Consider the following 21,621-nt stretch of genomic DNA (forward strand, 5'->3'; position numbering starts at 1 on the left):
AATCGTGCACAGCAGAAATATCTTTACACTTATATAGGCACGATTTAATGTGGGAGCTTGCTTAAGCCGGGCTTAGGCGTGATTCAGCTTTAGCTCTGCCATGTAGCGCAGCCGACATCCCGGCGCCGGAGACACTCGCATGATCGATTTCAAGATGCTGTTCGGGCAGGCCAGCGCGCCGCTGATGGGCCTGGATATCAGCACCTCCAGCGTGCGCGTGGTGGAGCTGGCCCAAGGCGCCAAGGGCGAACTGCGGCTCGAGCGCTACGCCGCCGAGCCGCTGCCGCGCGGCGCCGTCGTCGACGGCAACATCGAGAACATGGACCAGGTGGTCGAGGTGGTGCGGCGCGTCTGGAAGAAAAGCGGCAGCCGCGCCAAGCTGGCCGCGCTGGGCATGCCGCCGGCGTCGGTCATCACCAAGAAAATCATCCTGCCGGCCGGCCTGTCCGAGGACCAGCTCGAGGTGCAGGTCGAATCCGAGGCCAGCCAATACATCCCGTTCGCGCTCGACGAGGTCAGCCTGGACTTCGACGTCATCGGCGCGGCCGCCAACTCGCCCGAGGACATCGAGGTCATGCTGGCCGCCTCGCGCCGCGAAAAGGTCGAGGACCGGGTCGCCATCGCCGAGGCGTCCGGCCTGAAGGCGACCGTGATGGACATCGAATCGTACGCCGCCCGCGCCGCGCTCGACCGCATCACCGCGCAGCTGCCCGAGGCCGGCGCCGGCCAGGTGGTGGCGCTGTTCCAGATCGGCGCCCAGGTCACCCATATCTCCGTCATGCTCGACGGCGCCACCGTCTACGAGCGCGAGCAGCCCTTCGGCGGCAACTCGCTGACCCAGGACATCGTGCGCGCCTACGGCATGGCCTTCGACGAGGCCGAGGCGCGCAAGAAGAGCGGCGACCTGCCCGACAACTACGTGCCGGAGTTGCTCACGCCCTTCCTCGAGAGCGCGGCGATGGAGGTCACGCGGGCGATCCAGTTCTTCTACACCTCCACCCCTTACACCCGCGTCGACCAGCTGTTCCTGGCCGGCGGCTGCGCCGTCATCCCCGGCCTGCTCGAGCTGGTCGCCGGCCGCACCCGGATCGCCAGCGCCGTGATCTCGCCGTTCAAGGGCATGCAGCTGGGGTCGTCGGTACGCGAGGCGCAGCTGCGCGTTGACGCCCCGGCCTACCTGGTCGCCTGCGGCCTGGCGCTGCGGAGGTTCGGCTGATGATACGCATTAACCTGTTGCCCCACCGCGAGGAAAAGCGCAAGCAGAAGAAATCCGCCTTCTTCGCGCTGCTGGCGCTGGGCGGCGTCATCGGCGTCGGCGTGGTGCTGCTGGTGGGCGGCTACAACGCCCGCGCGCTGTCCATCCAGGGCGAGCGCAACCAGGTGCTGAAGACCGCCATCAGCGGACTCGACAAGAAAATCGCCGAGATCGCCACGTTGAAGCAGGAGATCGAGGCGCTCAAGGCGCGCCAGCAGGCGGTCGAGGATTTGCAGGGCGACCGCAACCAGCCGGTCTACCTGCTCGACGAGCTGGTCAGGCAGACCCCGGCCGGCGTCTATCTGAAGAGTTTCAAGCAGGAGGGGCAGAAGGTGTCGGTGCTCGGCTACGCACAGTCGCAGGAGCGCGTGTCCGAGCTGCTGCGCAACCTGGCCGGGGTGTCGCCGTGGCTGGAGCGCCCGGACTTGATCGAAGTCAAATCGACCGCCCTCGGCCAGGGCAAGACCAGCAAGAAAGTGGTGGAATTCAACTTGATGGTCCATATCAAGCGCCCGCGCGACAAGGATAAACCGCCCGGCGACAAGGGCGGCCCCAAGCCCGGCCCGGCCGGCACATCGGCCACCGCGACGGTGGCGGCCGTGTCCACCCCAACGACCAGCACCCCGGCCGGCCTGCCGCCGGCCCGGTCCCAGGAGCGATGACATGGCGACGGCGATGGCGACAAGCAACCTCGATCTGAACCAGCTGGGCGCGCGGCTGGCCGGACAGTTCCGCAACCTCAACGACCGCCATCCCGGCCAGTGGCCGCTGGCGCCGCGGCTGCTGTGCGCCGTCGGGGTGGCGGCGGCGGTGATGGTGGCCGGCTACTTCGGCTACTGGAGCTCGCAGTTCGAGGAGCAGGAGGCCGGCGCCCAGGCCGAGCTCAAATTGCGCGACGAATACCGCTTCAAGACCGGCCAGGCGGTCAACCTGGAGGCGCTGCGGGCGCAGAAGGTGCAGGTCGACCAGTATGTCGAACGGCTGCAAAAGCAGCTGCCCAGCAAGGCCGAGATGGCCGCCTTGCTGACCGACATCAACCAGGCCGGCTCCGGCCGCGGCCTGCAGTTCGAGCTGTTCAAGCCGGCCCAGGTGGTGGTCAAGGATTACTACGCGGAGTTGCCGATTGATATCAAGGTCACCGGCAACTACCACGACATCGGCGCCTTCGCCGGCGACATGGCCAACCTGTCGCGCATCGTCACGCTCAACAACATGGCGCTGAGCACCGGCAAGGACGGCGTGCTGACCTTGGAGGCGGTGGCCAAGACCTTCCGCTACCTCGATCCGGAAGAGGTGCAGGCGCAGCGCAAAGCGGCGGCGGACAAGAAAAAGGCGGCGAAAAAATCATGAGCACCCTGAGATCGCTCCCGTTGTGGCTGGTGACGGCGGCGCTGCCGCTGCTGTCGGCCTGCGGCGACGACGACGCCCAGCAGGTGCGCGCGTGGATGCGCGAGGTCGACGCCCAGACCAAGGTGGCGGTGCCGCCGCTGGCCGAGCCCAAGACCTTCATCCCGTTCGCCTACGCCCAGAAGGACCAGGTCGACCCGTTCAATCCGAACAAGCTGCTGGCCGAGCTGGCCAAGCTGGACGCGCGCCCCGGCGGCGGCCTGCGCCCGGACGTCGACCGGCGCAAGGAGCTGCTTGAGAGCTACCCGCTCGACACCGTCAAGATGGTCGGCACCATCGAAAAGAACGGCGTCATCCACGCGGTGCTGCAGATCGACCGTTCGGTGCACCAGGTCGTCAAGGGCCAGCACATCGGACAGAACTACGGCCGGATCACCGGCATCACCGAGGACGCGGTCAGCATCAGGGAAATCGTCCAGGATGCGACCGGCGACTGGGTCGAACGCATGTCGAAGCTGGAACTGCAGGAAAGCAAGGAGAATATCAAATGACCGCTCGAACCACGGCCCGCCGCGCGCCGGCCGCCTGCCGGGCGCCTCTGTGGGCCCTCGCTCTGACGTTGATCCTGGCGCTGGCGCCGCAGCCGCAAGGTGCCAGCGCCCAGCCCGCCACCACGGCCGCCGCCGCCAACGCCATCGAGTCGATCAGCGCCAACCAGCAGGGCGCCAACGTCATCGTCAAGATCGCGTTGAAAAACCCGCCCGACAAACTCCCCATCGGCTTCGCCATCACCAATCCCTCCCGCGTCGCGCTCGATCTCGGCGCCACCGTCAACGACACCGGCAAGACCACGCAGGAGTTCAACGTGGGCGACCTGCGCAGCGTCAACGTGGTGCAGGCGGGCGGGCGCTCGCGCCTGGTGTTCAACCTCAAACGCAGCCTCAATTACGCCACCGCCATCGACGGCAACGCCATCATCCTGACCATCGACGGTTCCGGCGGCGTGGCCACGGCGGTCGACGGCCGCGGCCTGCCGGTCGTCCCCGCCGCCACGGCCGCCACGGCGGCGCCCGGGCGCCAGATGCTGCGCGACCTCGATTTCCGCCGTGGCGCCAACGGCGAGGGCAGGGTCGTGGTCGACCTGCCCAACAACCAGGTGGCCGTCGACGTGCGCCAGACGCCGACCGGCGTGGTGGTCGACTTCCTCAAGACCGGGCTGCCGGAGACCTTGCGCCGCCGGCTCGACGTCGGCGACTTCGGCACGCCGGTGGCGCTGGTCACCAGCGTGCCCTACGGCGACAACACGCGCCTGACGGTCGAGGCGCGCGGGCTGTGGGAGCAGACCGTGTACCAGAGCGACACCCAGCTGGTGATCGACGTCAAGCCGATCAAGGAGGACCCCAACAAGCTGGTCCAGGGCTCGCAGGGCTACCGTGGCGAGAAGCTTTCGTTCAACTTCCAGAACGTCGAGGTGCGCGCGGCGCTGCAGGCGATCGCCGACATCTCCGGCCTGAACATCATCACCAGCGACAGCGTCAGCGGCAACCTGACGTTGCGCCTGAAGGAGGTGCCGTGGGACCAGGCGCTCGACGTGGTGCTGCAGGCCAAGGGCCTGGACATGCGCAAGAACGGCAACGTGCTGTGGATCGCGCCCAAGGAGGAGTTGCTGACCAAGGAAAAGCTGGAGCTGGAGCAGCGCGCCCAGATCGCCGACCTCGAGCCGCTCAAGTCGGAGATCTTCCAGCTCAACTACCAGAAGGCCGAGGCCTTCAAGACCGTTTTCGGCCTCGAGGGCGGCGACGCCAAGAACCGCATCCTGTCCAAGCGCGGCAGCGCCATCATCGAGCCGCGCACCAACCAGTTGTTCGTCACCGACATCGCCTCCAAGCTCGAGGACGTGCGCCGGCTCATCGCCAAGACCGACATCGCCACCAAGCAAGTGCTGATCGAGGCCCGCATCGTCGAGGCCAGCGACACCTTCACCCGCAACCTCGGCGCCAAGCTCGGCTTCGCCGACATGCGCACCATCCGCGGCGGCGACGCCGGCTACCAGATCGGCAACGGCAACACCCGCATCGGCATTGGCGGCAACATGAACGGCGTCGGCCAGACCACCGGCCAGGTGGTGCTCAACGACGGCACCTTCGACAACACCCAGTTCGTCAACCTGCCGGCGGGCAATATCAACGGCGTCCCGGCCGGCAGCCTGGCGATCAGCCTGTTCTCGTCGGCGGCCAACCGCTTCCTCAACCTCGAACTGTCGGCGCTGGAAGCCGACGGCACCGGCAAGATCATCTCCAGCCCGCGCGTGATCACCGCCGACAAGGCCATCGCGCTGATCGAGCAGGGCATCGAGCTGCCCTACCAGGTCGCCACCAGCAGCGGCGCGACGTCGATCCAGTTCCGCAAGGCCAACCTGCGGCTGGAGGTGACGCCGCAGATCACGCCGGACGGCAACGTCGTCATCGACGTCGACGTCAACAAGGACAGCGTGGGCCAGGAGACGCGCGCCGGTTTCGCCATCGACACCAAGCACGTCAAGACGCAGGTGATGGTCGAGAACGGCGGCACGGTGGTGCTGGGCGGCATCTACCAGCAAACCGAGCGCAACACCACCAGCAAGGTGCCGCTGCTGGGCGACGTGCCGGTGCTGGGCTATCTGTTCCGCACCAATTCGCGCACCAACGACAAGACGGAGTTGCTGGTGTTTATCACGCCGAAGATCGTCGCCGAGCGCCTGTCGACGCGTTGATCCGGGATGTTTTGTAGGTTTGAGTGATTCACTTATTCTAGTTATGGGAAACACGGTCATGAAAAAATTCACGGGTTGGCTGGTGATGGTAATGTGCGCCGGGGTGCTGTCGGCCTGCGGCGGCGGCGGCGGCTCGCCGGGGACCAACGGCAGCGGGGTGGCGCCGTCCAAGGCGGCCAGCGTGGTGCTCACGGCCAGCGCGGCGACCATCGCATCGTCCGGCCTGGACGGCACCGAGGTGACCTTGACGGCCATCGTCAAGGACGGCGGCGGCAACGCGCTGTCCGGCGAAACGGTCACTTTTGCCACCAGCTCGGGCACCGTGACGAGCACCAACCGCCTGAGCAACGCCGCCGGCGAGGTGGTCGAGAAGCTCAGCGTCAAGGGCGACAGCTCGCTGCGCAAGATCACCGTGACGGCCAGCGCCGGCGGCAGGACCTCGAGTCCGGTCACCATCGACGTCGTCAACGCCGTGCCGACCCTGGCGCTGACCACCGACGCCGGCACCCTGGCCTCGGCCGGCACCGCCGGCAACGAAGTCACCATCGTGGCCCTGGTGCGCGACTCCAACAACACCGTGATGCCCGGCGTGGCGGTCGACCTGCGCGCCGATTCCGGCAGCCTGAGCCTGACCACCCGCACCACCAACGCCCAGGGCGTGGTCACTGAAAAACTCGGCACCGGCGGCGACCCGACCTCGCGCACGATCAAGGTCACCGCCACGGTGGCCGGGGCCACGCCGGTCACGGCGCTGGTCAACGTCACCGGCAACCGCCTGACCATCAACGCCGCGTCCACCATCAATGTCGGCGCCAGCGCCGACATCACCGTCAAGCTGGTGGACTCGGCCGGCAACGCGCTGGTCGGCAAGCCGGTGGTGTTCAGCTCCAACGCCAACGCGCTCAGCGTCAAGGGCGGCGGCGGGGCCGTCACCAACGCGGCCGGCCAACTGATCTTGAGTTACACGGCCAGCGGCGGCGGCGCCGACGTGGTCACGGTGCGGGCAATGGGCGAGACCGCCTCGGCCGGCATCGCCGTCAACTCGTCGGCGTTCGGCATCCGCGTGCTCGACGCCAACGGCAACGTCGCCACCACGGCGGCCATCGGCGGCTGCCAGCAGGTGGCCGTGACCGGCGGACCGGGCTCGGGCAGCGTCACCATCAGCAGCTCGCGCGGCACCGTCTACAGCAACGTCCTGTGCACCAACGTGCTCGCCGCGCCGCTGCCGCTGTCGTCCGGCACTGCCACCGCCTACGTCAACGCCACCGGCCCGGGCGTGGCGACCTTGACCGCGACCGCCTCCGGCCTGACCACCCAGACCGACCTGGAATTCGTCGCTCCGCTGACGGGCGCGGCCACGATCAGCGTGCAGGCCGATCCGGCCGTCATCGGCGTCAACACAGCCGGCGGCACCACCCAGCAGGCGACCCTGCGCGCGGTGGTGCGCGACGGCACCGCGCAAAACAACCTGGTCAAGAACGCCACGGTGGCCTTCTCCATCCTGACCGACCCGAGCGGCGGCGCGCTGACCCAGCCGTCGGTGGTGACCACCGGGGCCGACGGCGCCGCCACGGCCAGCTTCATCGCCGGCACCACCGCCTCGCCGCTCAACGGCGTGCAGATCCAGGCGCGCCTGATCGGCGGCTCCGGCGCCGCCGCCGTGGCCAACCTGACCGTGGCGCAGAAATCGCTGTTCATCAGCGCCGGCACCGGCAACGTGGTGGGCGTGCCCAACACCGCCACCTACCAGCAGGACTACGCGGTCATCGTCAGCGACGCTGCCGGCAACGCGGTGCCCGGCGTGCGCCTGACGGCCTCGGTGCTGCCGAGCACCTACTACAAGGGCCGGCTGGGCTACACCTTGCCGCAGGGACCGTGGGAGCCGGTGTCGTACTCGCCGTGCGCCAACGAGGACGTGAACAACAACGGTATCCTCGACGCCGGCGAGGATTTCAACAACAACGGCAGGCTCGAGCCGGGCATTCCGCTGACCGTGACGCCGAGCGTGACGACCGACGCGCGCGGCCAGGCCACGGTGTCGGTGGTGTACCCGCGCGACCGCGTCTACTGGCTCGATGTCAACCTGACCATCCGCGGCCAGGCAAATGGCACCGAGGCCACGTACACCTCTCTGGTACACTTGCTGGGCTTGAGCACCGATTACGGTAATCAAAACATTTCGCCACCAGGCGTAGTCAGCCCTTACGGGGTGTCGACATCGTGCAGTAACCCGCTGTAATCGGCTGTCATCAGCTGCGATTGGCTGGCGGGGCTGCCGGTGCCGCCGCCCGCATTTAGTTGGATCGTGCATGCAAAACGTGTTTTTAGTCGGCCTGATGGGGGCGGGAAAGACCACCATCGGCCGCATTTTGGCCCGCAAACTGGGTCTGCGGTTCATGGATTCGGACCACGAGATCGAGGCCCGCACCGGCGCCTCGATCCCGTGGATCTTCGAAATCGAGGGTGAACCGAGTTTTCGCCGGCGCGAGGCCGAGGTCATCCGCGAGCTGACCGGCCAGCAGGATCTGGTGCTGGCCACCGGCGGCGGCGCCGTGCTCGATCCGGAAAACCGCGCCTTCCTCAAGGCGCGCGGCACCGTCATCTACCTGCGCACGACCGTGCACAGCATCCTGCAGCGCACCGCGCACGACAAGAACCGGCCGCTGCTGCAGACGGCCGACCCGCGCAAAAAGCTCGAGGAATTGATGGCTTTGCGCGATCCGCTGTACATGGAGATCGCCGACGTGGTGATCGATACCGGCCGACCTAACGTACAATCGATGGTCCAATCCATTTTGACCCAGTTGGAGAGGCTGGCCTGCGAGGCCGCGCCCAACTGCGTCACCCAAGCGGAACCATCGATGAACGAAGAATCCACCATCCTGTTGAATGTCGACCTGGGCGAGCGCAGCTACCCGATCTCGATCGGCCCGTCGCTGCTCGCCGACGGCGCGCTGCTGGCGCGCCACGTCCACGGCGGCAAGGTCGCCATCGTCACCAACACCACCGTCGCGCCGCTGTACCTGGAGCGCGTCGAGGCCGGCCTGCGTAGTGCCGGCAAGCAAGTAATGACCGTCGTGCTGCCCGACGGCGAGGAACACAAGACCTGGCCGAGCCTGATGCAAATCTTCGACGCGCTGCTGGCCAACAAGGCCGACCGCAAGACCACCCTGATCGCCCTGGGCGGCGGCGTCATCGGCGACCTGACCGGCTACGCGGCCGCCAGCTACATGCGCGGGGTCGACTTCATCCAGGTGCCGACCACCTTGCTGTCGCAGGTCGACTCGTCGGTCGGCGGCAAGACCGGCATCAATCACCCGCTGGGCAAGAACATGATCGGCGCGTTCTACCAGCCGCGCGCGGTGATCGCCGACACCTCGACCCTGGAAACCCTGCCGGCGCGCGAGCTGTCGGCCGGCCTGGCCGAGGTCATCAAGCACGGCGCCATCATCGACGCCGCCTTCTTCGACTGGATCGAGGCCAACATCGGCAAGCTGATGGCGCGCGACAAGGGCGCGCTGGCGTATGCCATCGCCCGCTCGTGCGAGATCAAGGCCGACGTCGTGCGCCAGGACGAGCGCGAGGGCGGCCTGCGCGCCATCCTCAATTTCGGCCACACCTTCGGCCACGCGATCGAGAACGGCCTGGGCTACGGCCAGTGGCTGCACGGCGAGGCGGTCGGCTGCGGCATGGTGATGGCGGCCGACCTGTCCCACCGCATGGGACTGGTCGACGAGGCCACCGTGGCGCGCGTGCGCTCGCTGGTACAGGCGGCCGGCCTGCCGGTCAAGGCGCCGGACCTGGGCGCCGAGCGCTGGCTGGAACTGATGGAAGTCGACAAGAAGAACGAGGGCGGCGCCATCAAGTTCATCCTGCTCAAGCCGCTGGGCGCGCCAAGCATCACCAACGCGCCGCGCGAGCTGCTGCTGGCCACCTTGGCCGCCAGCGTTTAAGCGGAGGCGACCATGCTGCCCGAAGAGTACCTGGCGTCCTACGCCGCCCATTCCGCCGGCGGCGCGGGCCGCCGCCATCCGGAGACGGCGCATTCGTCGCGCAGCCAGTTCCAGCGCGACCGCGACCGCATCATCCATTCGTCGGCGTTCCGCCGGCTCGAATACAAGACCCAGGTGTTCCTCAACCACGAGGGCGACCTGTTCCGCACCCGGCTGACGCACAGCCTGGAGGTAGCGCAGGTGGGTCGTTCGCTGGCGCGCAACCTGCGCCTGAACGAGGATCTGGTCGAGGCGATCTCGCTGGCGCACGACCTCGGCCACACGCCGTTCGGCCACGTCGGCCAGGACGTGCTCAACGAATGCATGAAGGAACACGGCGGCTTCGAGCACAACCTGCAAAGCTTGCGCGTGGTGGACGAGCTGGAGGAGCATTACGGCGCCTACGACGGCCTGAACCTCATGTTCGAGACGCGCGAGGGCATCCTCAAGCACTGCTCGCTGACCAACGCCCGCTTGCTGGGGCCGGTCGCGGTGCGCTTCATCGACCGCACGCAGCCGTCGCTGGAGGCGCAGCTGACCAATCTGGCCGACGAGATCGCCTACAACAGCCACGACATCGACGACGGCCTGCGCTCGGGCCTGATCACCATCGAGCAGCTGGAGCAGGTCGATTTCTTCGCGCGCCTGTGGCGCGACGTCCAGCAGACCTTCCCGGGGCTGTCGGGACGGCGCGCGATCTACGAAACCTTGCGGCGCCTGATCACGGCGCTGGCTGACGACCTGATCGTCACCTCCGGCGCCTTGCTGGCCGACGCCGCGCCGAAGAGCATCGACGACGTGCGCGCGGCGCCGCCGCTGATCCGTTTTTCCGATCCGATGCGCAAAGACGCGACCGAGCTCAAGCGTTTCCTGCGCGAGAACCTGTACCGCCACTACAAGGTCAACCGCATGCGCGTGAAGGCCAGCCGCATCGTGCGCGAACTGTACGAATCGTTCATGGCCGAGCCCGTCTTGCTGCCGCCGGATTACCAGGACAAATCGGGCGACGTCGGCAAGCAGGCGCGCAAGATCGCCGACTACATCGCCGGCATGACCGACCGCTACGCCATCCGCGAACACCGCCGTTTGTTCTCGCTCGACGAGCTTTGAGTCGAATCAAACGGACACCCTTGATCATCACCGTAGTTAGGATGATCATGGGTGATGGACGAGCAAATAACACAACTCGATAGGCGCCTGACGGCGGTTGAGAAGGACGTGGCCATGTTGATGGCGGAGGCTAAGCATGCGCAACAGCAGTATGCAACCAAAGAGGGCGCGGCGGAGCTGCGCGAAGAAATTGTTGCGTCCGAGCTAAGGCTGACCACCCAAATTGCTGGTGTTGACAGCAAGTTGAGCGCGCAGATCGCCGCTTTGGATAGCAAGTTAAGCGCGCAAATTGCGGCTTTGGAATGCAAGATTCTCAGTATGGAGAGCCGCTATCTACGCTGGACCATCGGGACTGTCATTGCCGTTGCCGGCGTCGTGCTAGCCATCGTTCGAACATTCCCGTGAGGTGGCCATGGATGAGCAAATTGCCGAACTCGATAGGCGGCTGATTTTGGTGGCACGTGAGCACTATGCTATCAAGGAGGACTTTGCCAGGCTCGAGGGGCGGGTCGCTGTGATTCAGGCCAACTATGCCACGAAAGAAGACATCGCGAATTTGTACACGAAGATGACTGCATTGGATTCAAGATTTTCGCAAGTCGAAACGCGCATGATGCGCTGGTGCGTTGGCACCATGATCACGTTGACCGGCGTGTTCATGGCCTTCGTCAGGTTCTCCCTTTAAAACATCCGCGCCTGCGCATCGCGTACGTCCCCCATCAATTCCAGCAGCAGTTTCTTGATCGGCGCGGGCAACGCCGCGTCGGCCAGCCTGGCGGCGTCGTACCAGACGTGGCCGGCCTCGGCCGCCATCGGCACGCGCCGCGCCAGCGTCACGCGGTACGGCGCGATGTGCAGCTTGTAGTGCGTGAACACGTGCGTGACCGTCGACAGCCGCTCGTGCGATTCCATCTCGCCGAACTTGCCGACCGCTAGCATCAACGTGCCGTCGTCGGCCGCCGGGATATCGTCGTCCTCCGCCAGTACATGGCCGTCGAGCTCCGGCAGCGACAGCAGGCCGCCCCAAATGCCGGTCGGCGGCCGCTGCTCCAGCAGTACCTGGCCGTTGTCGATAATCGCCAGCATCACCGAATGCTTTTCCGGCGAGGTTTTCTTCGGCTTGCGCACCGGCAGATCCTTGGTGCGGTTGGTGGCGAAGGCCACGCAGCGCGGCTGCATCGGGCAACGTTCGCACGACGGACTGCTGCGCGTGCACAGGGTCGCGCCCATGTCCATCAAGCCCTGCGTGTACGACTCGATGCCTTGCTCCGGCAGCAGCGCCTCGGCGCGGCGCCACATCATCTCTTCGGTCCGGCGCTCGCCCGGATAGGCGTCGATGCCGAACACGCGCGCGAACACCCGCTTGACGTTGCCGTCCATGATGGCCGCGCGCGTGCCGCTCGAAAACGCCGAGATTGCCGCCGCCGTCGAGCGGCCGATGCCCGGCAGCTCGGCCAGCAGCGCCGGATCGGACGGGAACACGCCGTCGTACTCGGCCACCACGCGCTGCGCGCACTTGTGCAGGTTGCGCGCGCGGGTGTAGTAGCCCAGGCCGCTCCACTGCGCCATGACGTCCTCGACCGGCGCCGCCGCCAGGTCGCGCAGGGTCGGAAAGCGCTCCAGGAAGCGCGCGTAGTAGCCCAGCACCGCCGATACTTGCGTTTGCTGCAGCATGATTTCGGACAGCCAGATCAGATACGCGTCGGTGGTGTTTTGCCATGGCAGCGCGTGGCGCCCGTGCTGTTTCTGCCAGCCGATCAGGTCCGAGGAAAAACTCGGATCGGCGAAATTCTCAACAACTTCAACCTTCATTTGAATCCTAAATTAAACATGTAGGGCGGATTAGCGTAGCGTAATCGGCCAAGCTCCGCCGGCGGCTCCTGGCCGATTACGCGCTTCGCGCTAATCCGCCCTACGAAAATCTATCTTATTAAGCGGCGGCGTCCAGCGCTTCGAATTCCGCGTTGATGGCGGTGCCGATGGCGGCCGCCAGTTCGGTCAGGCGCAGCTTTTGCGCCTCCAGCTGCTGCTGGCTGCTTTCGAACGCGTCGATCTTTTGCTCCAGGCTGTCGGTGGCGTCGTGGATGCGCTGGATCGACGCCAAACGGTGCTTGAGCTGGTCCTTGTGCTGGCGGATCTGCGCCTCCAGCGGCGCCATGATCACCTTGAGCCACGCCTCGGCGTCGTTGTTGGCCGACTTGAAGCAGCCGCGCACGCGCGAGGCGATGGTGTCGAAGAACTTCTCCATCAACACCACGCGGCTGGTCGTGATCAGGGTCGCGGTGCCGAACTGCTTGTAGTAGATCGCCTCGATCGATGCGATCTCGTCGCGGTACAGTTGCAGCGAAAACGGCATCGGCAGCGACAGGGTCAAGCCGTGCTCGCTGGCGAAGCGGCGGTACATCACGCCCATCATCTCGCTGATCTCGACGGTCTTGCGCTCGGAGGCGTCGAGGTTGGCGCGGATGCGCTCGAAGTAGTTGCGCACCGCCTCGCGCACGCCGGTGAAGAAGCGGCTGCGCTGCATCTGCTCGCGCACCAGGTCGATATCGTCGCGCACGATGTCCATGCCAATACTGGTGTAGAGCTCGGTCGACAGCCGCGTGAACACGGCGCGCGTGGCCTGCAGCTTGAACAGGCTGGTGTCGAATTCTTTTTTCTCGACGTCGATGCGGCGCATCATGTGGGCGATCACCGTCTGGTTCTTGCCGCGCAGGCTCTTGAGCTCGTGCAGTTGCTCGACGATGCCGCGCGAGCGCGCGTTGACCAGGGCCATTTGCGCCACGCTCAGCGCCTGTAATTCTTCGCGCAGCTGCTTGCGCACGATGTCCTTCTTGGCCGGGATCAGTTCGTCGAACAGCGCCGCCTCAAGCGCCTGCAGGCGGCTGCGGGCGAGCAGGGCATTATCCTGGGTGATCTTGCCCACCAGCGCCTTTTGCGCCGACACCGGAAACACCTGGCGCGGCTCTAGCGCCAGCACGTGCGCGACATTGGCCTGTTGGCGTTCGATCTCGACATCGACCTCGGCCTGGCTGCGCAACTCGTCCCACATGCTGTCGATCTTGTTGAGCACGACGAGGCGGCCGGCACCGGCGCCGATGTGGTTGCGCCAGACCTCGATATCGCTCTTGGTCACGCCGGTGTCGGCGGCCAGGATGAACAGCACCGCGTGCGCGTTCGGGATCAGGTTCAACGTCAGTTCCGGCTCGGTGCCGATGGCGTTCAGGCCTGGTGTGTCGAGGATCACCAGCCCCTGCTTGAGCAGCGGGTGCGGGAAGTTGATGATGGCGTGGCGCCACAGCGAGATCTCGACCTTGCCGTCCTCGCTCAAGGTGACCGGCATGTCGGGATCGTCCTCGTCGTACAGGCCGTAGCGCTTGGCTTCCTCGACCGGCACGTAGCGCGTCATGCTGACCTGCTTGAAGACCTCGTGCATGTCGGCGCCAACCTCCAGGTTCAGCGGTAGCACGGTCCAGGCCGAAGGTTGATCGCGGTAGTCGCCGGTCGACAGGTTGTCGGCCCGCGTCTCGATCGGCAGCAGGCGGATCGACGGCGCGAAGCTGGGGTCGTACATCAGCTCGGTCGGGCACATGGTGGTGCGGCCGGCGGCCGACGGCAAGATGCGCTGGCCGTAGTCGGCAAAAAAGATGGCGTTGATCAGTTCGGACTTGCCGCGCGAGAATTCGGCGACGAAGGCCACCGACAACTTATCGTCGGCCAGCCGCGCCAAGGTGCGGGCGATGCGCTGGTCGGTGGCGGCGTCGGTCAACGACGCGGCCGCCACCCAGGACTGGTAGTTTTTCAGCGCCGTCACCACGCCTTGCCGCCAGGCGCTGTACTGCTCGAAATCCCTGGCCATCATGCTTTCCGCCCTTGTTCTAGTGTTCACTTCTGGCAATTGACACAGTAAAAAGTGGAGCGCTGCCCCTGTTTGATCTGCCGCACCGGCGCCGCGCAGACCTTGCAGGGCACGCCAGCACGATCATAGACGAAATACGTCTGCTGGAAATAACCGGACTGGCCGTTGACGCTAATAAAGTCGCGCAAGGTGCTGCCGCCCTGGATGATGGCTTCGGCCAGGATCTCGCGGATCGCCTGCGCCAGTTTCTCGTAGCGCGCCAGGCTGATGCGCTTGGCGGGCGTCTTGGGATTGATGCCCGCGCGGAACAAGCTTTCCGAAGCGTAAATATTGCCGACACCCACTACGATATCGCCGGCCAGCAACACCTGCTTGACGGGCGCGCTGCGCTGGCGGGTCTGATCGTACAACAATTTGCCCGTAAAGCCCGTTTCCAGCGGCTCCACGCCCAGTTCGCGCAGCAGGACGTGGTGCTCCAGGAGCCCGTCGGCGTCGTCGTGCCACAGCACGGCGCCGAAGCGGCGCGGATCCTTCATGCGCAGCACTTGTTGGCCTTGCGGCCCCTCGACCACCAGATCGAAATGGTCGTGCTTTTCCGGCTTGATGCCCGTGTCCATCACCCGCAGGTGGCCCGACATGCCCAGATGGATGATCAGGGTGCCATGCTCGAAGTGGACCAGCAGGTATTTTCCGCGCCGCCCGGTGCGCACCACCAGCCGTCCGGCCAGCAATTGTTGCAGCTGGGCGGGAAACGGCCAGCGCAGGCCCTCGCGGCGCAGCACCACGTCGTGCACGGTGCGGCCTTCGATGTGTGGCGCGACGCCGCGCCGGGTCACTTCAACTTCTGGTAATTCTGGCATGTGATAACAATCTAAAACACGTAGGGCGGATTAGCGCAGCGTAATCGGCCAAGCGCCGCCGGCGGCTCACGCATGGCCGATTACGGCGTGCCGCCTAATCCGCCCTACGTGGGCCAGATTGGCGCGCCATTCCGGGTCGATCAATGTATATCGAGGCGGTCCCGGCGGCCGCAACCCGGCCGGGGCAAAATATTTGGTTACACTAGTCAAAACACGCAAGCGATGCGTTGCGCGTAAAATCAGCTGACCATTGCCGACCAGGATCTTCCCTTGAAAAACGCTTTCGCCATTGTAACCCTCTCTGCCTTGCTGTCGGCGTGCGCCATGGCGCCGCAAAAACAGGCCGAGTCCACCGCCGCACCGGAGCCTGCCGCCCCCGACAGCGCCGCCGCCGTGGTGGAGGCGCCCGCGCCCGTGCCGGAAGTGTTGCCCAACAATGCCCTGACCGGCGATATGCTGTTCCGCATCACCAAGGCCGAGCTCGAATTTAAGCAGGGACAATGGCAGGGCGCGTATATCACGATGCTGTCGCTGGCCCAGCAGACCCGCGATCCACGCCTGGCGCGCCGGGCCGCCGAGATGGCGCTGGCCGCCAAGCAGGGCCAGGAGGCGCTGGCCGCGATCCGCCTGTGGCGCGAACTGGCGCCCGAGTCTGACGAGGCAACCCAGTATTTCCTCGGCTTTGCCGTCGTCAACGACGACCTGAGCGAGGCGGAGGCGATTTTCGCCCAGCGCCTGAAGGCGGCGCCGCCGGCCCAGCGCGGCATGGCGATGTTGCAAATGCAGCAATTCATGCTGCGCGCCAAGGACAAGGCTGCAGCGTTCGCGCTGCAGGAGCGCGTGCTGGCGCCCTATGACGACATGCTCGAAAGCCACCTGATCCTGGCGCAGGGCGCGTTCGCCGTCAACGACACCGAGCGCGCCCGCGCCGAGGCGCAAAAAGCCCAGGCCATCAAGCCCGACTCCGAACTGGCGGTGCTGACGATGGCGCAGGTGTCCGGCGACATCGACGCCGCCGGCAAAGTGTTGACCGCTTTCCTGGAGAAGTATCCGAAGGCGCGCGAAGTGCGCGCCGCCTACGCCCGCATCCTGGTCGACGCCAAGCAACTCGAGCCGGCCCGCCAGCAATTCCTGACCTTGCTGAAGGACCAGCCGGACAACATCGCGACCTTGTATGCGCTGGGCGTGATGGCGATGCAGACCAACGATTTGCCCGAGGCGGAGAAATACTTCACGCGTTTCATCACCGTCATGGACGATCATCCCGACGACGAGCGCGACCCCTCCAAGGTGCTGACGATACTGTCGCAGATCGCCGAGCAGCGCGGCGACATCGACGGCGCCTACAAATGGCTGGAGAAAATCGAAGGAGACGACCCCAAGCTGTACCTGAACGCGCGCATGAAAATGGCGACCCTGACGGCGCGCAAGGGCGATGTCGACGGCGCGCGCAAGCAGTTGGCCACCCTGACGCCGGCCGACCCCGCCGACCAGGCGCAGATTTTCCAGACCGACGCCCAGTTGCTGCGCGACGCCGGCGACACCCGCGCCGCCTACACGGTGCTGGAGAACGCCGTCAAACGCTATCCGGACAATCCGGACCTGCTGTACGACTTCGCGCTGGTGGCGGAAAAACTGGGCAACGTGGAATTGATGGAAAAAGCGCTGCGCCAGGTGATGATCGCCGCGCCCGACAACCAGCACGCCTACAACGCGCTGGGCTACTCGCTGGCCGAGCGCAACGAGCGCCTGCCGGAAGCCTACGCGCTGATCGACCAGGCGATGAAGATGGCGCCGGGCGATCCGTTCATCATGGACAGCATGGGCTGGGTACAATTCCGCATGGGGAACCTGGACGAGGCGGAATCGCTGCTGCGCCGCGCCTACGCGCTGCGGGCCGATCCGGAAATCGCCGTGCATCTGGGCGAGGTGCTGTTCGTCAAGGGCGACACCACCGGCGCGCAAAAGATGTGGCAGGAAGCCAAGAGCAAAGACCCCAAGAACGACGCGCTCAAGAATACGCTGGCGCGCCTGAATCAAAACCTCTAACAACCGATAGCAATCACCACTGATGACGATTTCCATATTCCGCCGCGCGGCAAACACGCTGGCAATGGCTGGCGCGCTAGGCGTGCTAAGCGTGCTGGCCGGCTGCGCCACCACCTCCGCGCCACGCTCGACCACCGCCGTCGCGCCGTACCGCGATACCCTCGACCTGGCCGGGCGCATCGCCATCAATTACAGCCGTGACGGCAAGCAGGAGTCGCTGAGCGGCAAGTTCACCTGGCGGCAAACGGCGGCCAACACCGACGTCACCCTGATCTCGCCGACCGGGCAGACGGTCGCCGTCATCAATGTCACGCCGACCTCGGCCACGTTGAAGCGCAGCGGCGAGCCGACCCGCTCCGCGTCCGACCTCGACAGCCTGACCCGCCAGACCCTGGGCTGGACCCTGCCGGTCTCCGGCCTGCGCGACTGGTTGCAGGGCTACGCGGTCGCCGCCGACGGCAGCCGCTTCAGCGCCTCGCCGGCCAGCGACACCGTCGTTACCCGCGACGGCTGGAAGCTCGACTATGTGTCGTGGCAGGATGACGCCGCGACGGTGCCGCAACCGAAACGCATCGACGTCACCCGCATCGCGCTGGGCCAGCAGGTCGACGACATGTCGATCCGCATCGTCATCGATACGCCTACACCTTAAACCCCAAGCCACGGCTGGGGTCGTACCCCGTGGGTACGACCCCGAACTGCCGGGTTCCGTCGAGCACCGCCGATGCATCCCATGACCAGCCTTAAGAATTGTCCTGCCCCCGCTAAACTGAACTTGTTCTTGCACGTAAACGGCCGCCGCGCCGACGGCTACCACCTGCTGCAAACCGTGTTCCAGCTGGTCGATCACGGCGACACCTTGCATTTCACCCTGCGCGCCGACGACGCGCTGCGCCGCGTGACGCCGATCGAAGGCGTGCCGGAGGAGGGCGACCTGATCATCCGCGCCGCCAGGCTGTTGCAGGCCGAGGTGCTGCGCCGCACGGGCGCTTTGCCGCGCGGCGTCGATATCGCCATCGACAAGATACTGCCGATGGGCGGCGGCCTGGGCGGCGGCTCGTCGGATGCGGCCACCACCCTGATGGTGTTGAACCATTTGTGGCAGGCCGGTCTAAGCAAGGAGGAGTTGATGGCGCTGGGCCTGCCGCTGGGCGCGGACATCCCGTTCTTCATCTTCGGCGAAACCGCGTTCGCCGAGGGCGTGGGCGAGGCGCTACAGCCGGTGAAAGCGCCCGATTGTTGGTATGTCGTCATCGAACCCGGGGTGGCGGTGCCCACTGCGGCAATTTTTTGCTCGGAACATTTGACAAGGAACACACCGCCCGTCATAATAACGGACTTTTCCAGCTACCACGAAAATCAAACTGATTTAAAGGGGTACGGAAGGAACGATTTACAGCAAGTGGCAACGAGTTTGTTCCCGCCGGTAGCAGAGGCGATAGAATGGCTCAGCGCTCACGGTGATGCCAGGATGACTGGTTCCGGTGCTTGTGTATTTTGTGCAGTGGCAACCCAAGCAGAAGCCGACGCGGTACTTCAACAAGTGCCAGCCAGGTGGAAAGCATGGAAAGCCCAGGCGCTCACACAGCATCCGCTCACTAAAATGTTGTAGACGGGTAAAAAAAGATTTGGCTTAGCGTGAAATTGGCGATAAAATACTCGCCGTTGTAGCGACAAGCAGTCAGTTGCGTAGGGGAATCGCCAAGCTGGTTAAGGCACTGGATTTTGATTCCAGCATACCAAGGTTCGAATCCTTGTTCCCCTGCCATTCGTTTTCCTTGCGACACCGTCGAGGCACTAGTCTCCGGCCAAGGCAAGCATCAATGTCCGCGCCCGGCGCGGATCATTCTGAGTACAGCGCCACGCGGCTTCCGCTGGCGACATCAAAAATTTCATCGACTATCTCTGGGACTCCCATGGCTTACGAAAACCTGATGGTTTTTACCGGCAACGCTAATCCTGCGTTGGCAGAAGGAGTCGCAAAAAATCTCGGCATTCCACTCGGCAAGGCAAACGTTTCGAAATTCTCGGACGGCGAAGTGATGGTCGAGATTAACGAGAACGTTCGCGGTAAAGACGTTTTCGTTCTGCAATCGACTTGCGCACCAACCAACGACAGCCTGATGGAGTTGATCCTGATGGTCGACGCGTTGAAACGCGCCTCGGCAGGCCGCATCACCGCCGCCATCCCTTACTTCGGTTATGCCCGTCAAGACCGCCGCCCGCGTTCGGCGCGTGTCGCGATCTCGGCCAAAGTCGTGGCCAACATGCTGGAAAGCGCCGGCGTCGAGCGCGTCCTGATCATGGACCTGCACGCGGACCAGATCCAGGGCTTCTTCGATATCCCGGTCGACAATATTTATGCTTCGCCAATTCTGCTGAGCGATCTGCAGAAGAAGAACTACCAGGACCTGCTGGTGGTGTCGCCGGACGTCGGCGGTGTTGTACGTGCGCGCGCCCTGGCCAAACGCCTGGGCTGCGACCTGGCCATCATCGACAAACGCCGTCCGAAAGCCAACGTCTCCGAAGTGATGAACATCATCGGTGAAGTCGAAGGCCGCAACTGCGTCATCATGGATGACATGGTCGATACCGCCGGTACCCTGGTCAAGGCGGCCGAAGTGCTGAAAGAGCGCGGCGCCACCAAAGTCGTCGCGTATTGCACCCACGCGGTCCTGTCGGGTCCTGCCATCGAGCGCATCGCCAATTCGTCGCTGGACGAGCTGGTCGTGACCGACACGATTCCGCTGTCCGACGCGGCCCGTGCCTGCGGCAAGATTCGCCAGCTGACCTGCGCGCCGCTGCTGGCCGAGACGTTCAAACGCATCATCAAGGGTGACTCGGTTATCTCCCTGTTTATCGACTGATCACGATTAGCGATAAACAAGCTGTCCGTATTTTAGGCGGCGCGCCAGGCTTAAAAGCCTTGGCGCGCCGTTGTACTTCCCGGTTTCATGAGCGCAGTCAGCTCATTTTCGAAGCACCCTGGTCGCGGGGGCTTCATAACACGAGGCGCGAGCCTTGTTATTTTTGGAGTTACACATGAAAGTTGTTGCATTCAAACGCGAATTGCAAGGTTCCGGAGCGAGCCGCCGCCTGCGCAATTCGGGCCAAACCCCAGGCATCATCTACGGCGGTACCGAAGCGCCAGTGACCATCTCGCTGGATCACAACGCGCTGTACCACGCGCTGAAAAAAGAAGCCTTCCACTCGTCGATCCTGGATCTGGAAATCGACGGCAAGACCCAGCAAGTGCTGCTGCGCGACTTCCAAGTCCACGCGTTCAAGCAACTGGTTCTGCACGCTGACTTCCAGCGCGTCGACGCATCGAAAAAAGTGCACATGAAAGTCGCTCTGCACTTCGCCAACGCCGACATCTCGCCAGCGGTCAAACTGCACGGCGCGACCATCAGCCACGTCGCCAACGAAATCGAAGTGTCGTGCCTGCCAAAAGACCTGCCAGAGTTCATCACCGTCGACCTGACCAACATCGACGTCGGCAGCTCGCTGCACATCGACGAACTGACGCTGCCAGCAGGTGTTACCGCTGTTGCCGCCGGCACCAACCTGACCATCGCCACCGCTTCGGTGCCGCCAGGTCACGTGTCGGCCGAAGCTGACGCCGCTGAAGCCGCTCCAGCAGCCGATGCCAAGCCAGCCGCTAAAGCCAAGAAGTAATATTGAACGCCGCAGCGATGCGGCGGCAATGAAGGACCCCCGCTAGCCCCAGGCCGTCGGGGGTTTTTTTTCGTTTGACCGATAATATCGTTTTCCTTGATTGAGCATCCCATGCCCATACGCCTCATCGTCGGCCTCGGCAATCCCGGCGCCGAATACGAACAAACCCGCCACAACGCCGGCTTCTGGCTGGTCGACAACCTCGCCAACGACGTCGGCGCCCGCCTGCAGCGCGAGACCAAGTACAACGCGCTGATGGCCAAGGCCTCGATCGCCGGCCACGAGGTGTATCTGCTGGAACCGCAGACGTATATGAACCGCTCCGGACAATCGGTCGGCGGCCTGTGCCGCTTCTTCAAGATCAACCCGGACGAGGTGCTGGTCGTGCACGACGAGCTCGATCTAATGCCCGGCATCGCGCGCCTGAAAAAGGGCGGCTCGTCGGGCGGCCACAACGGCCTGAAGGACATCACCGCCGCGCTCGGCACGCAGGATTACTGGCGGCTGCGCCTGGGCATCGGCCATCCGCGCACGCTCAGCCTGCAACAGCAGGTGGCGGACTTCGTGCTGCACCGGCCGCGCCGCGAGGACCAGGACCTGATCGAGCAGGCCATCGAGAAATCGCTGCAGGTCATGCCGCTGATCGTCGAGGGCAAATTCGAGGCCGCGACGATGAAACTGCATACAGTCTAAAGCCGGCGCGTCGATGGTATGCTGAG

19 protein-coding genes and 1 tRNA gene are annotated in these 21,621 nt (G+C 64.8%); 17 read left to right on the plus strand and 3 right to left on the minus strand.

The genetic code is table 11. The features are described 5' to 3' along the window. Positions 1-139: 139 nt before the first annotated feature. The 10 genes from NHH88_04155 (at position 140) to NHH88_04200 (ending at position 11,141) form a co-directional block, all read left to right on the plus strand. On the plus strand, positions 140-1,216 hold the full coding sequence (locus NHH88_04155; GenBank protein USX14999.1) for a pilus assembly protein PilM: 1,077 nt from the start codon (positions 140-142) through the stop codon (positions 1,214-1,216). Continuing rightward, a complete protein-coding gene (locus tag NHH88_04160) occupies positions 1,216-1,917 on the plus strand; it encodes a PilN domain-containing protein (protein ID USX15000.1) in 702 nt (233 codons plus the stop codon). The genes NHH88_04155 and NHH88_04160 overlap by 1 nt, the downstream gene beginning before the upstream one ends. A 13-nt stretch (positions 1,918-1,930) precedes the next feature. Continuing rightward, positions 1,931-2,605, plus strand: a complete 675-nt coding sequence (locus tag NHH88_04165; protein USX15001.1) for a type 4a pilus biogenesis protein PilO — start codon at positions 1,931-1,933, stop codon at positions 2,603-2,605. Next, on the plus strand, positions 2,602-3,153 hold the full coding sequence (locus tag NHH88_04170; protein USX15002.1) for a pilus assembly protein PilP: 552 nt from the start codon (positions 2,602-2,604) through the stop codon (positions 3,151-3,153). Before NHH88_04165 ends, NHH88_04170 begins: the two co-directional genes overlap by 4 nt. Further along, on the plus strand, positions 3,150-5,354 hold the full coding sequence (locus NHH88_04175) for a type IV pilus secretin PilQ (protein USX15003.1): 2,205 nt from the start codon (positions 3,150-3,152) through the stop codon (positions 5,352-5,354). Before NHH88_04170 ends, NHH88_04175 begins: the two co-directional genes overlap by 4 nt. Before the next feature lie 58 nt (positions 5,355-5,412). Then, positions 5,413-7,593 carry an Ig-like domain-containing protein gene (locus NHH88_04180; protein USX15004.1) on the plus strand — a complete coding sequence of 727 codons (2,181 nt, stop codon included), beginning with the start codon at positions 5,413-5,415 and terminating at the stop codon, positions 7,591-7,593. A 70-nt stretch (positions 7,594-7,663) separates the two neighbouring features. After that, positions 7,664-9,307 (plus strand): bifunctional shikimate kinase/3-dehydroquinate synthase AroKB, encoded by a 1,644-nt coding sequence (gene aroKB / locus NHH88_04185; protein USX15005.1) that lies wholly within the window; start codon positions 7,664-7,666, stop codon positions 9,305-9,307. Between the two features lie 12 nt (positions 9,308-9,319). Further along, the gene (locus tag NHH88_04190) at positions 9,320-10,456 is read left to right on the plus strand and encodes a deoxyguanosinetriphosphate triphosphohydrolase (protein ID USX15006.1); all 1,137 of its coding nucleotides are present in this window, start codon (positions 9,320-9,322) and stop codon (positions 10,454-10,456) included. Between the two features lie 54 nt (positions 10,457-10,510). After that, complete coding sequence (locus NHH88_04195; GenBank protein USX15007.1) at positions 10,511-10,861, plus strand: hypothetical protein; 351 nt, start codon at positions 10,511-10,513, stop codon at positions 10,859-10,861. Positions 10,862-10,868: 7 nt separating this feature from the next. After that, a complete protein-coding gene (locus tag NHH88_04200; GenBank protein USX15008.1) occupies positions 10,869-11,141 on the plus strand; it encodes a hypothetical protein in 273 nt (90 codons plus the stop codon). Here the strand turns inward: NHH88_04200 and mutY are convergent. The 3 genes from mutY to mutM all read right to left on the minus strand — a co-directional run bounded on the left by mutY (position 11,138) and on the right by mutM (position 15,175). Continuing rightward, complete coding sequence (gene mutY, locus NHH88_04205) at positions 11,138-12,268, minus strand: A/G-specific adenine glycosylase (GenBank protein ID USX15009.1); 1,131 nt, start codon at positions 12,266-12,268, stop codon at positions 11,138-11,140. The two genes, NHH88_04200 and mutY, sit on opposite strands and share 4 nt — an antisense overlap. Before the next feature lie 118 nt (positions 12,269-12,386). Beyond that, positions 12,387-14,315: a dynamin family protein gene (locus NHH88_04210; GenBank protein USX17264.1), complete on the minus strand. Its 1,929-nt coding sequence runs from the start codon at positions 14,313-14,315 to the stop codon at positions 12,387-12,389. Between the two features lie 26 nt (positions 14,316-14,341). Beyond that, positions 14,342-15,175, minus strand: a complete 834-nt coding sequence (gene mutM / locus NHH88_04215; GenBank protein ID USX15010.1) for a bifunctional DNA-formamidopyrimidine glycosylase/DNA-(apurinic or apyrimidinic site) lyase — start codon at positions 15,173-15,175, stop codon at positions 14,342-14,344. Positions 15,176-15,445: 270 nt separating this feature from the next. Between mutM and NHH88_04220 the strand changes: the two genes are divergently transcribed. The 7 genes from NHH88_04220 to pth all read left to right on the plus strand — a co-directional run bounded on the left by NHH88_04220 (position 15,446) and on the right by pth (position 21,595). Further along, the gene (locus NHH88_04220) at positions 15,446-17,224 is read left to right on the plus strand and encodes a tetratricopeptide repeat protein (protein USX15011.1); all 1,779 of its coding nucleotides are present in this window, start codon (positions 15,446-15,448) and stop codon (positions 17,222-17,224) included. Between the two features lie 22 nt (positions 17,225-17,246). Continuing rightward, complete coding sequence (locus tag NHH88_04225; GenBank protein ID USX15012.1) at positions 17,247-17,876, plus strand: outer membrane lipoprotein LolB; 630 nt, start codon at positions 17,247-17,249, stop codon at positions 17,874-17,876. An 81-nt stretch (positions 17,877-17,957) separates the two neighbouring features. After that, a complete protein-coding gene (gene ispE / locus NHH88_04230) occupies positions 17,958-18,836 on the plus strand; it encodes a 4-(cytidine 5'-diphospho)-2-C-methyl-D-erythritol kinase (protein ID USX15013.1) in 879 nt (292 codons plus the stop codon). 79 nt (positions 18,837-18,915) lie between these two features. Then, positions 18,916-18,992: transfer RNA gene (locus tag NHH88_04235), tRNA-Gln, on the plus strand. A 148-nt stretch (positions 18,993-19,140) separates the two neighbouring features. Then, positions 19,141-20,091: a ribose-phosphate pyrophosphokinase gene (locus NHH88_04240; GenBank protein USX15014.1), complete on the plus strand. Its 951-nt coding sequence runs from the start codon at positions 19,141-19,143 to the stop codon at positions 20,089-20,091. Positions 20,092-20,266: 175 nt separating this feature from the next. Beyond that, a complete protein-coding gene (locus tag NHH88_04245) occupies positions 20,267-20,902 on the plus strand; it encodes a 50S ribosomal protein L25/general stress protein Ctc (GenBank protein ID USX15015.1) in 636 nt (211 codons plus the stop codon). Between the two features lie 111 nt (positions 20,903-21,013). Beyond that, complete coding sequence (pth, locus tag NHH88_04250) at positions 21,014-21,595, plus strand: aminoacyl-tRNA hydrolase (GenBank protein ID USX15016.1); 582 nt, start codon at positions 21,014-21,016, stop codon at positions 21,593-21,595. The last annotated feature ends 26 nt before the right edge of the window (positions 21,596-21,621 follow it).

The organism is Oxalobacteraceae bacterium OTU3CAMAD1, assembly GCA_024123915.1.
In the GTDB taxonomy this organism is placed as follows: Bacteria; Pseudomonadota; Gammaproteobacteria; order Burkholderiales; family Burkholderiaceae_D; genus Rugamonas.

Coding starts and splice junctions, on each gene's coding strand:
- NHH88_04200 (USX15008.1), top strand. CDS start 10,869: ATGGATGAGCAAATTGCCGAACTCGATAGGCGGCTGATTTTGGTGGCA.
- NHH88_04175 (USX15003.1), top strand. CDS start 3,150: ATGACCGCTCGAACCACGGCCCGCCGCGCGCCGGCCGCCTGCCGGGCG.
- NHH88_04155 (USX14999.1), top strand. CDS start 140: ATGATCGATTTCAAGATGCTGTTCGGGCAGGCCAGCGCGCCGCTGATG.
- pth (USX15016.1), top strand. CDS start 21,014: ATGCCCATACGCCTCATCGTCGGCCTCGGCAATCCCGGCGCCGAATAC.
- NHH88_04180 (USX15004.1), top strand. CDS start 5,413: ATGAAAAAATTCACGGGTTGGCTGGTGATGGTAATGTGCGCCGGGGTG.
- NHH88_04190 (USX15006.1), top strand. CDS start 9,320: ATGCTGCCCGAAGAGTACCTGGCGTCCTACGCCGCCCATTCCGCCGGC.
- mutM (USX15010.1), bottom strand. CDS start 15,175: ATGCCAGAATTACCAGAAGTTGAAGTGACCCGGCGCGGCGTCGCGCCA.
- NHH88_04210 (USX17264.1), bottom strand. CDS start 14,315: ATGGCCAGGGATTTCGAGCAGTACAGCGCCTGGCGGCAAGGCGTGGTG.
- NHH88_04225 (USX15012.1), top strand. CDS start 17,247: ATGACGATTTCCATATTCCGCCGCGCGGCAAACACGCTGGCAATGGCT.
- NHH88_04165 (USX15001.1), top strand. CDS start 1,931: ATGGCGACAAGCAACCTCGATCTGAACCAGCTGGGCGCGCGGCTGGCC.
- ispE (USX15013.1), top strand. CDS start 17,958: ATGACCAGCCTTAAGAATTGTCCTGCCCCCGCTAAACTGAACTTGTTC.
- NHH88_04160 (USX15000.1), top strand. CDS start 1,216: ATGATACGCATTAACCTGTTGCCCCACCGCGAGGAAAAGCGCAAGCAG.
- aroKB (USX15005.1), top strand. CDS start 7,664: ATGCAAAACGTGTTTTTAGTCGGCCTGATGGGGGCGGGAAAGACCACC.
- NHH88_04240 (USX15014.1), top strand. CDS start 19,141: ATGGCTTACGAAAACCTGATGGTTTTTACCGGCAACGCTAATCCTGCG.
- NHH88_04170 (USX15002.1), top strand. CDS start 2,602: ATGAGCACCCTGAGATCGCTCCCGTTGTGGCTGGTGACGGCGGCGCTG.
- NHH88_04195 (USX15007.1), top strand. CDS start 10,511: ATGGACGAGCAAATAACACAACTCGATAGGCGCCTGACGGCGGTTGAG.
- NHH88_04245 (USX15015.1), top strand. CDS start 20,267: ATGAAAGTTGTTGCATTCAAACGCGAATTGCAAGGTTCCGGAGCGAGC.
- mutY (USX15009.1), bottom strand. CDS start 12,268: ATGAAGGTTGAAGTTGTTGAGAATTTCGCCGATCCGAGTTTTTCCTCG.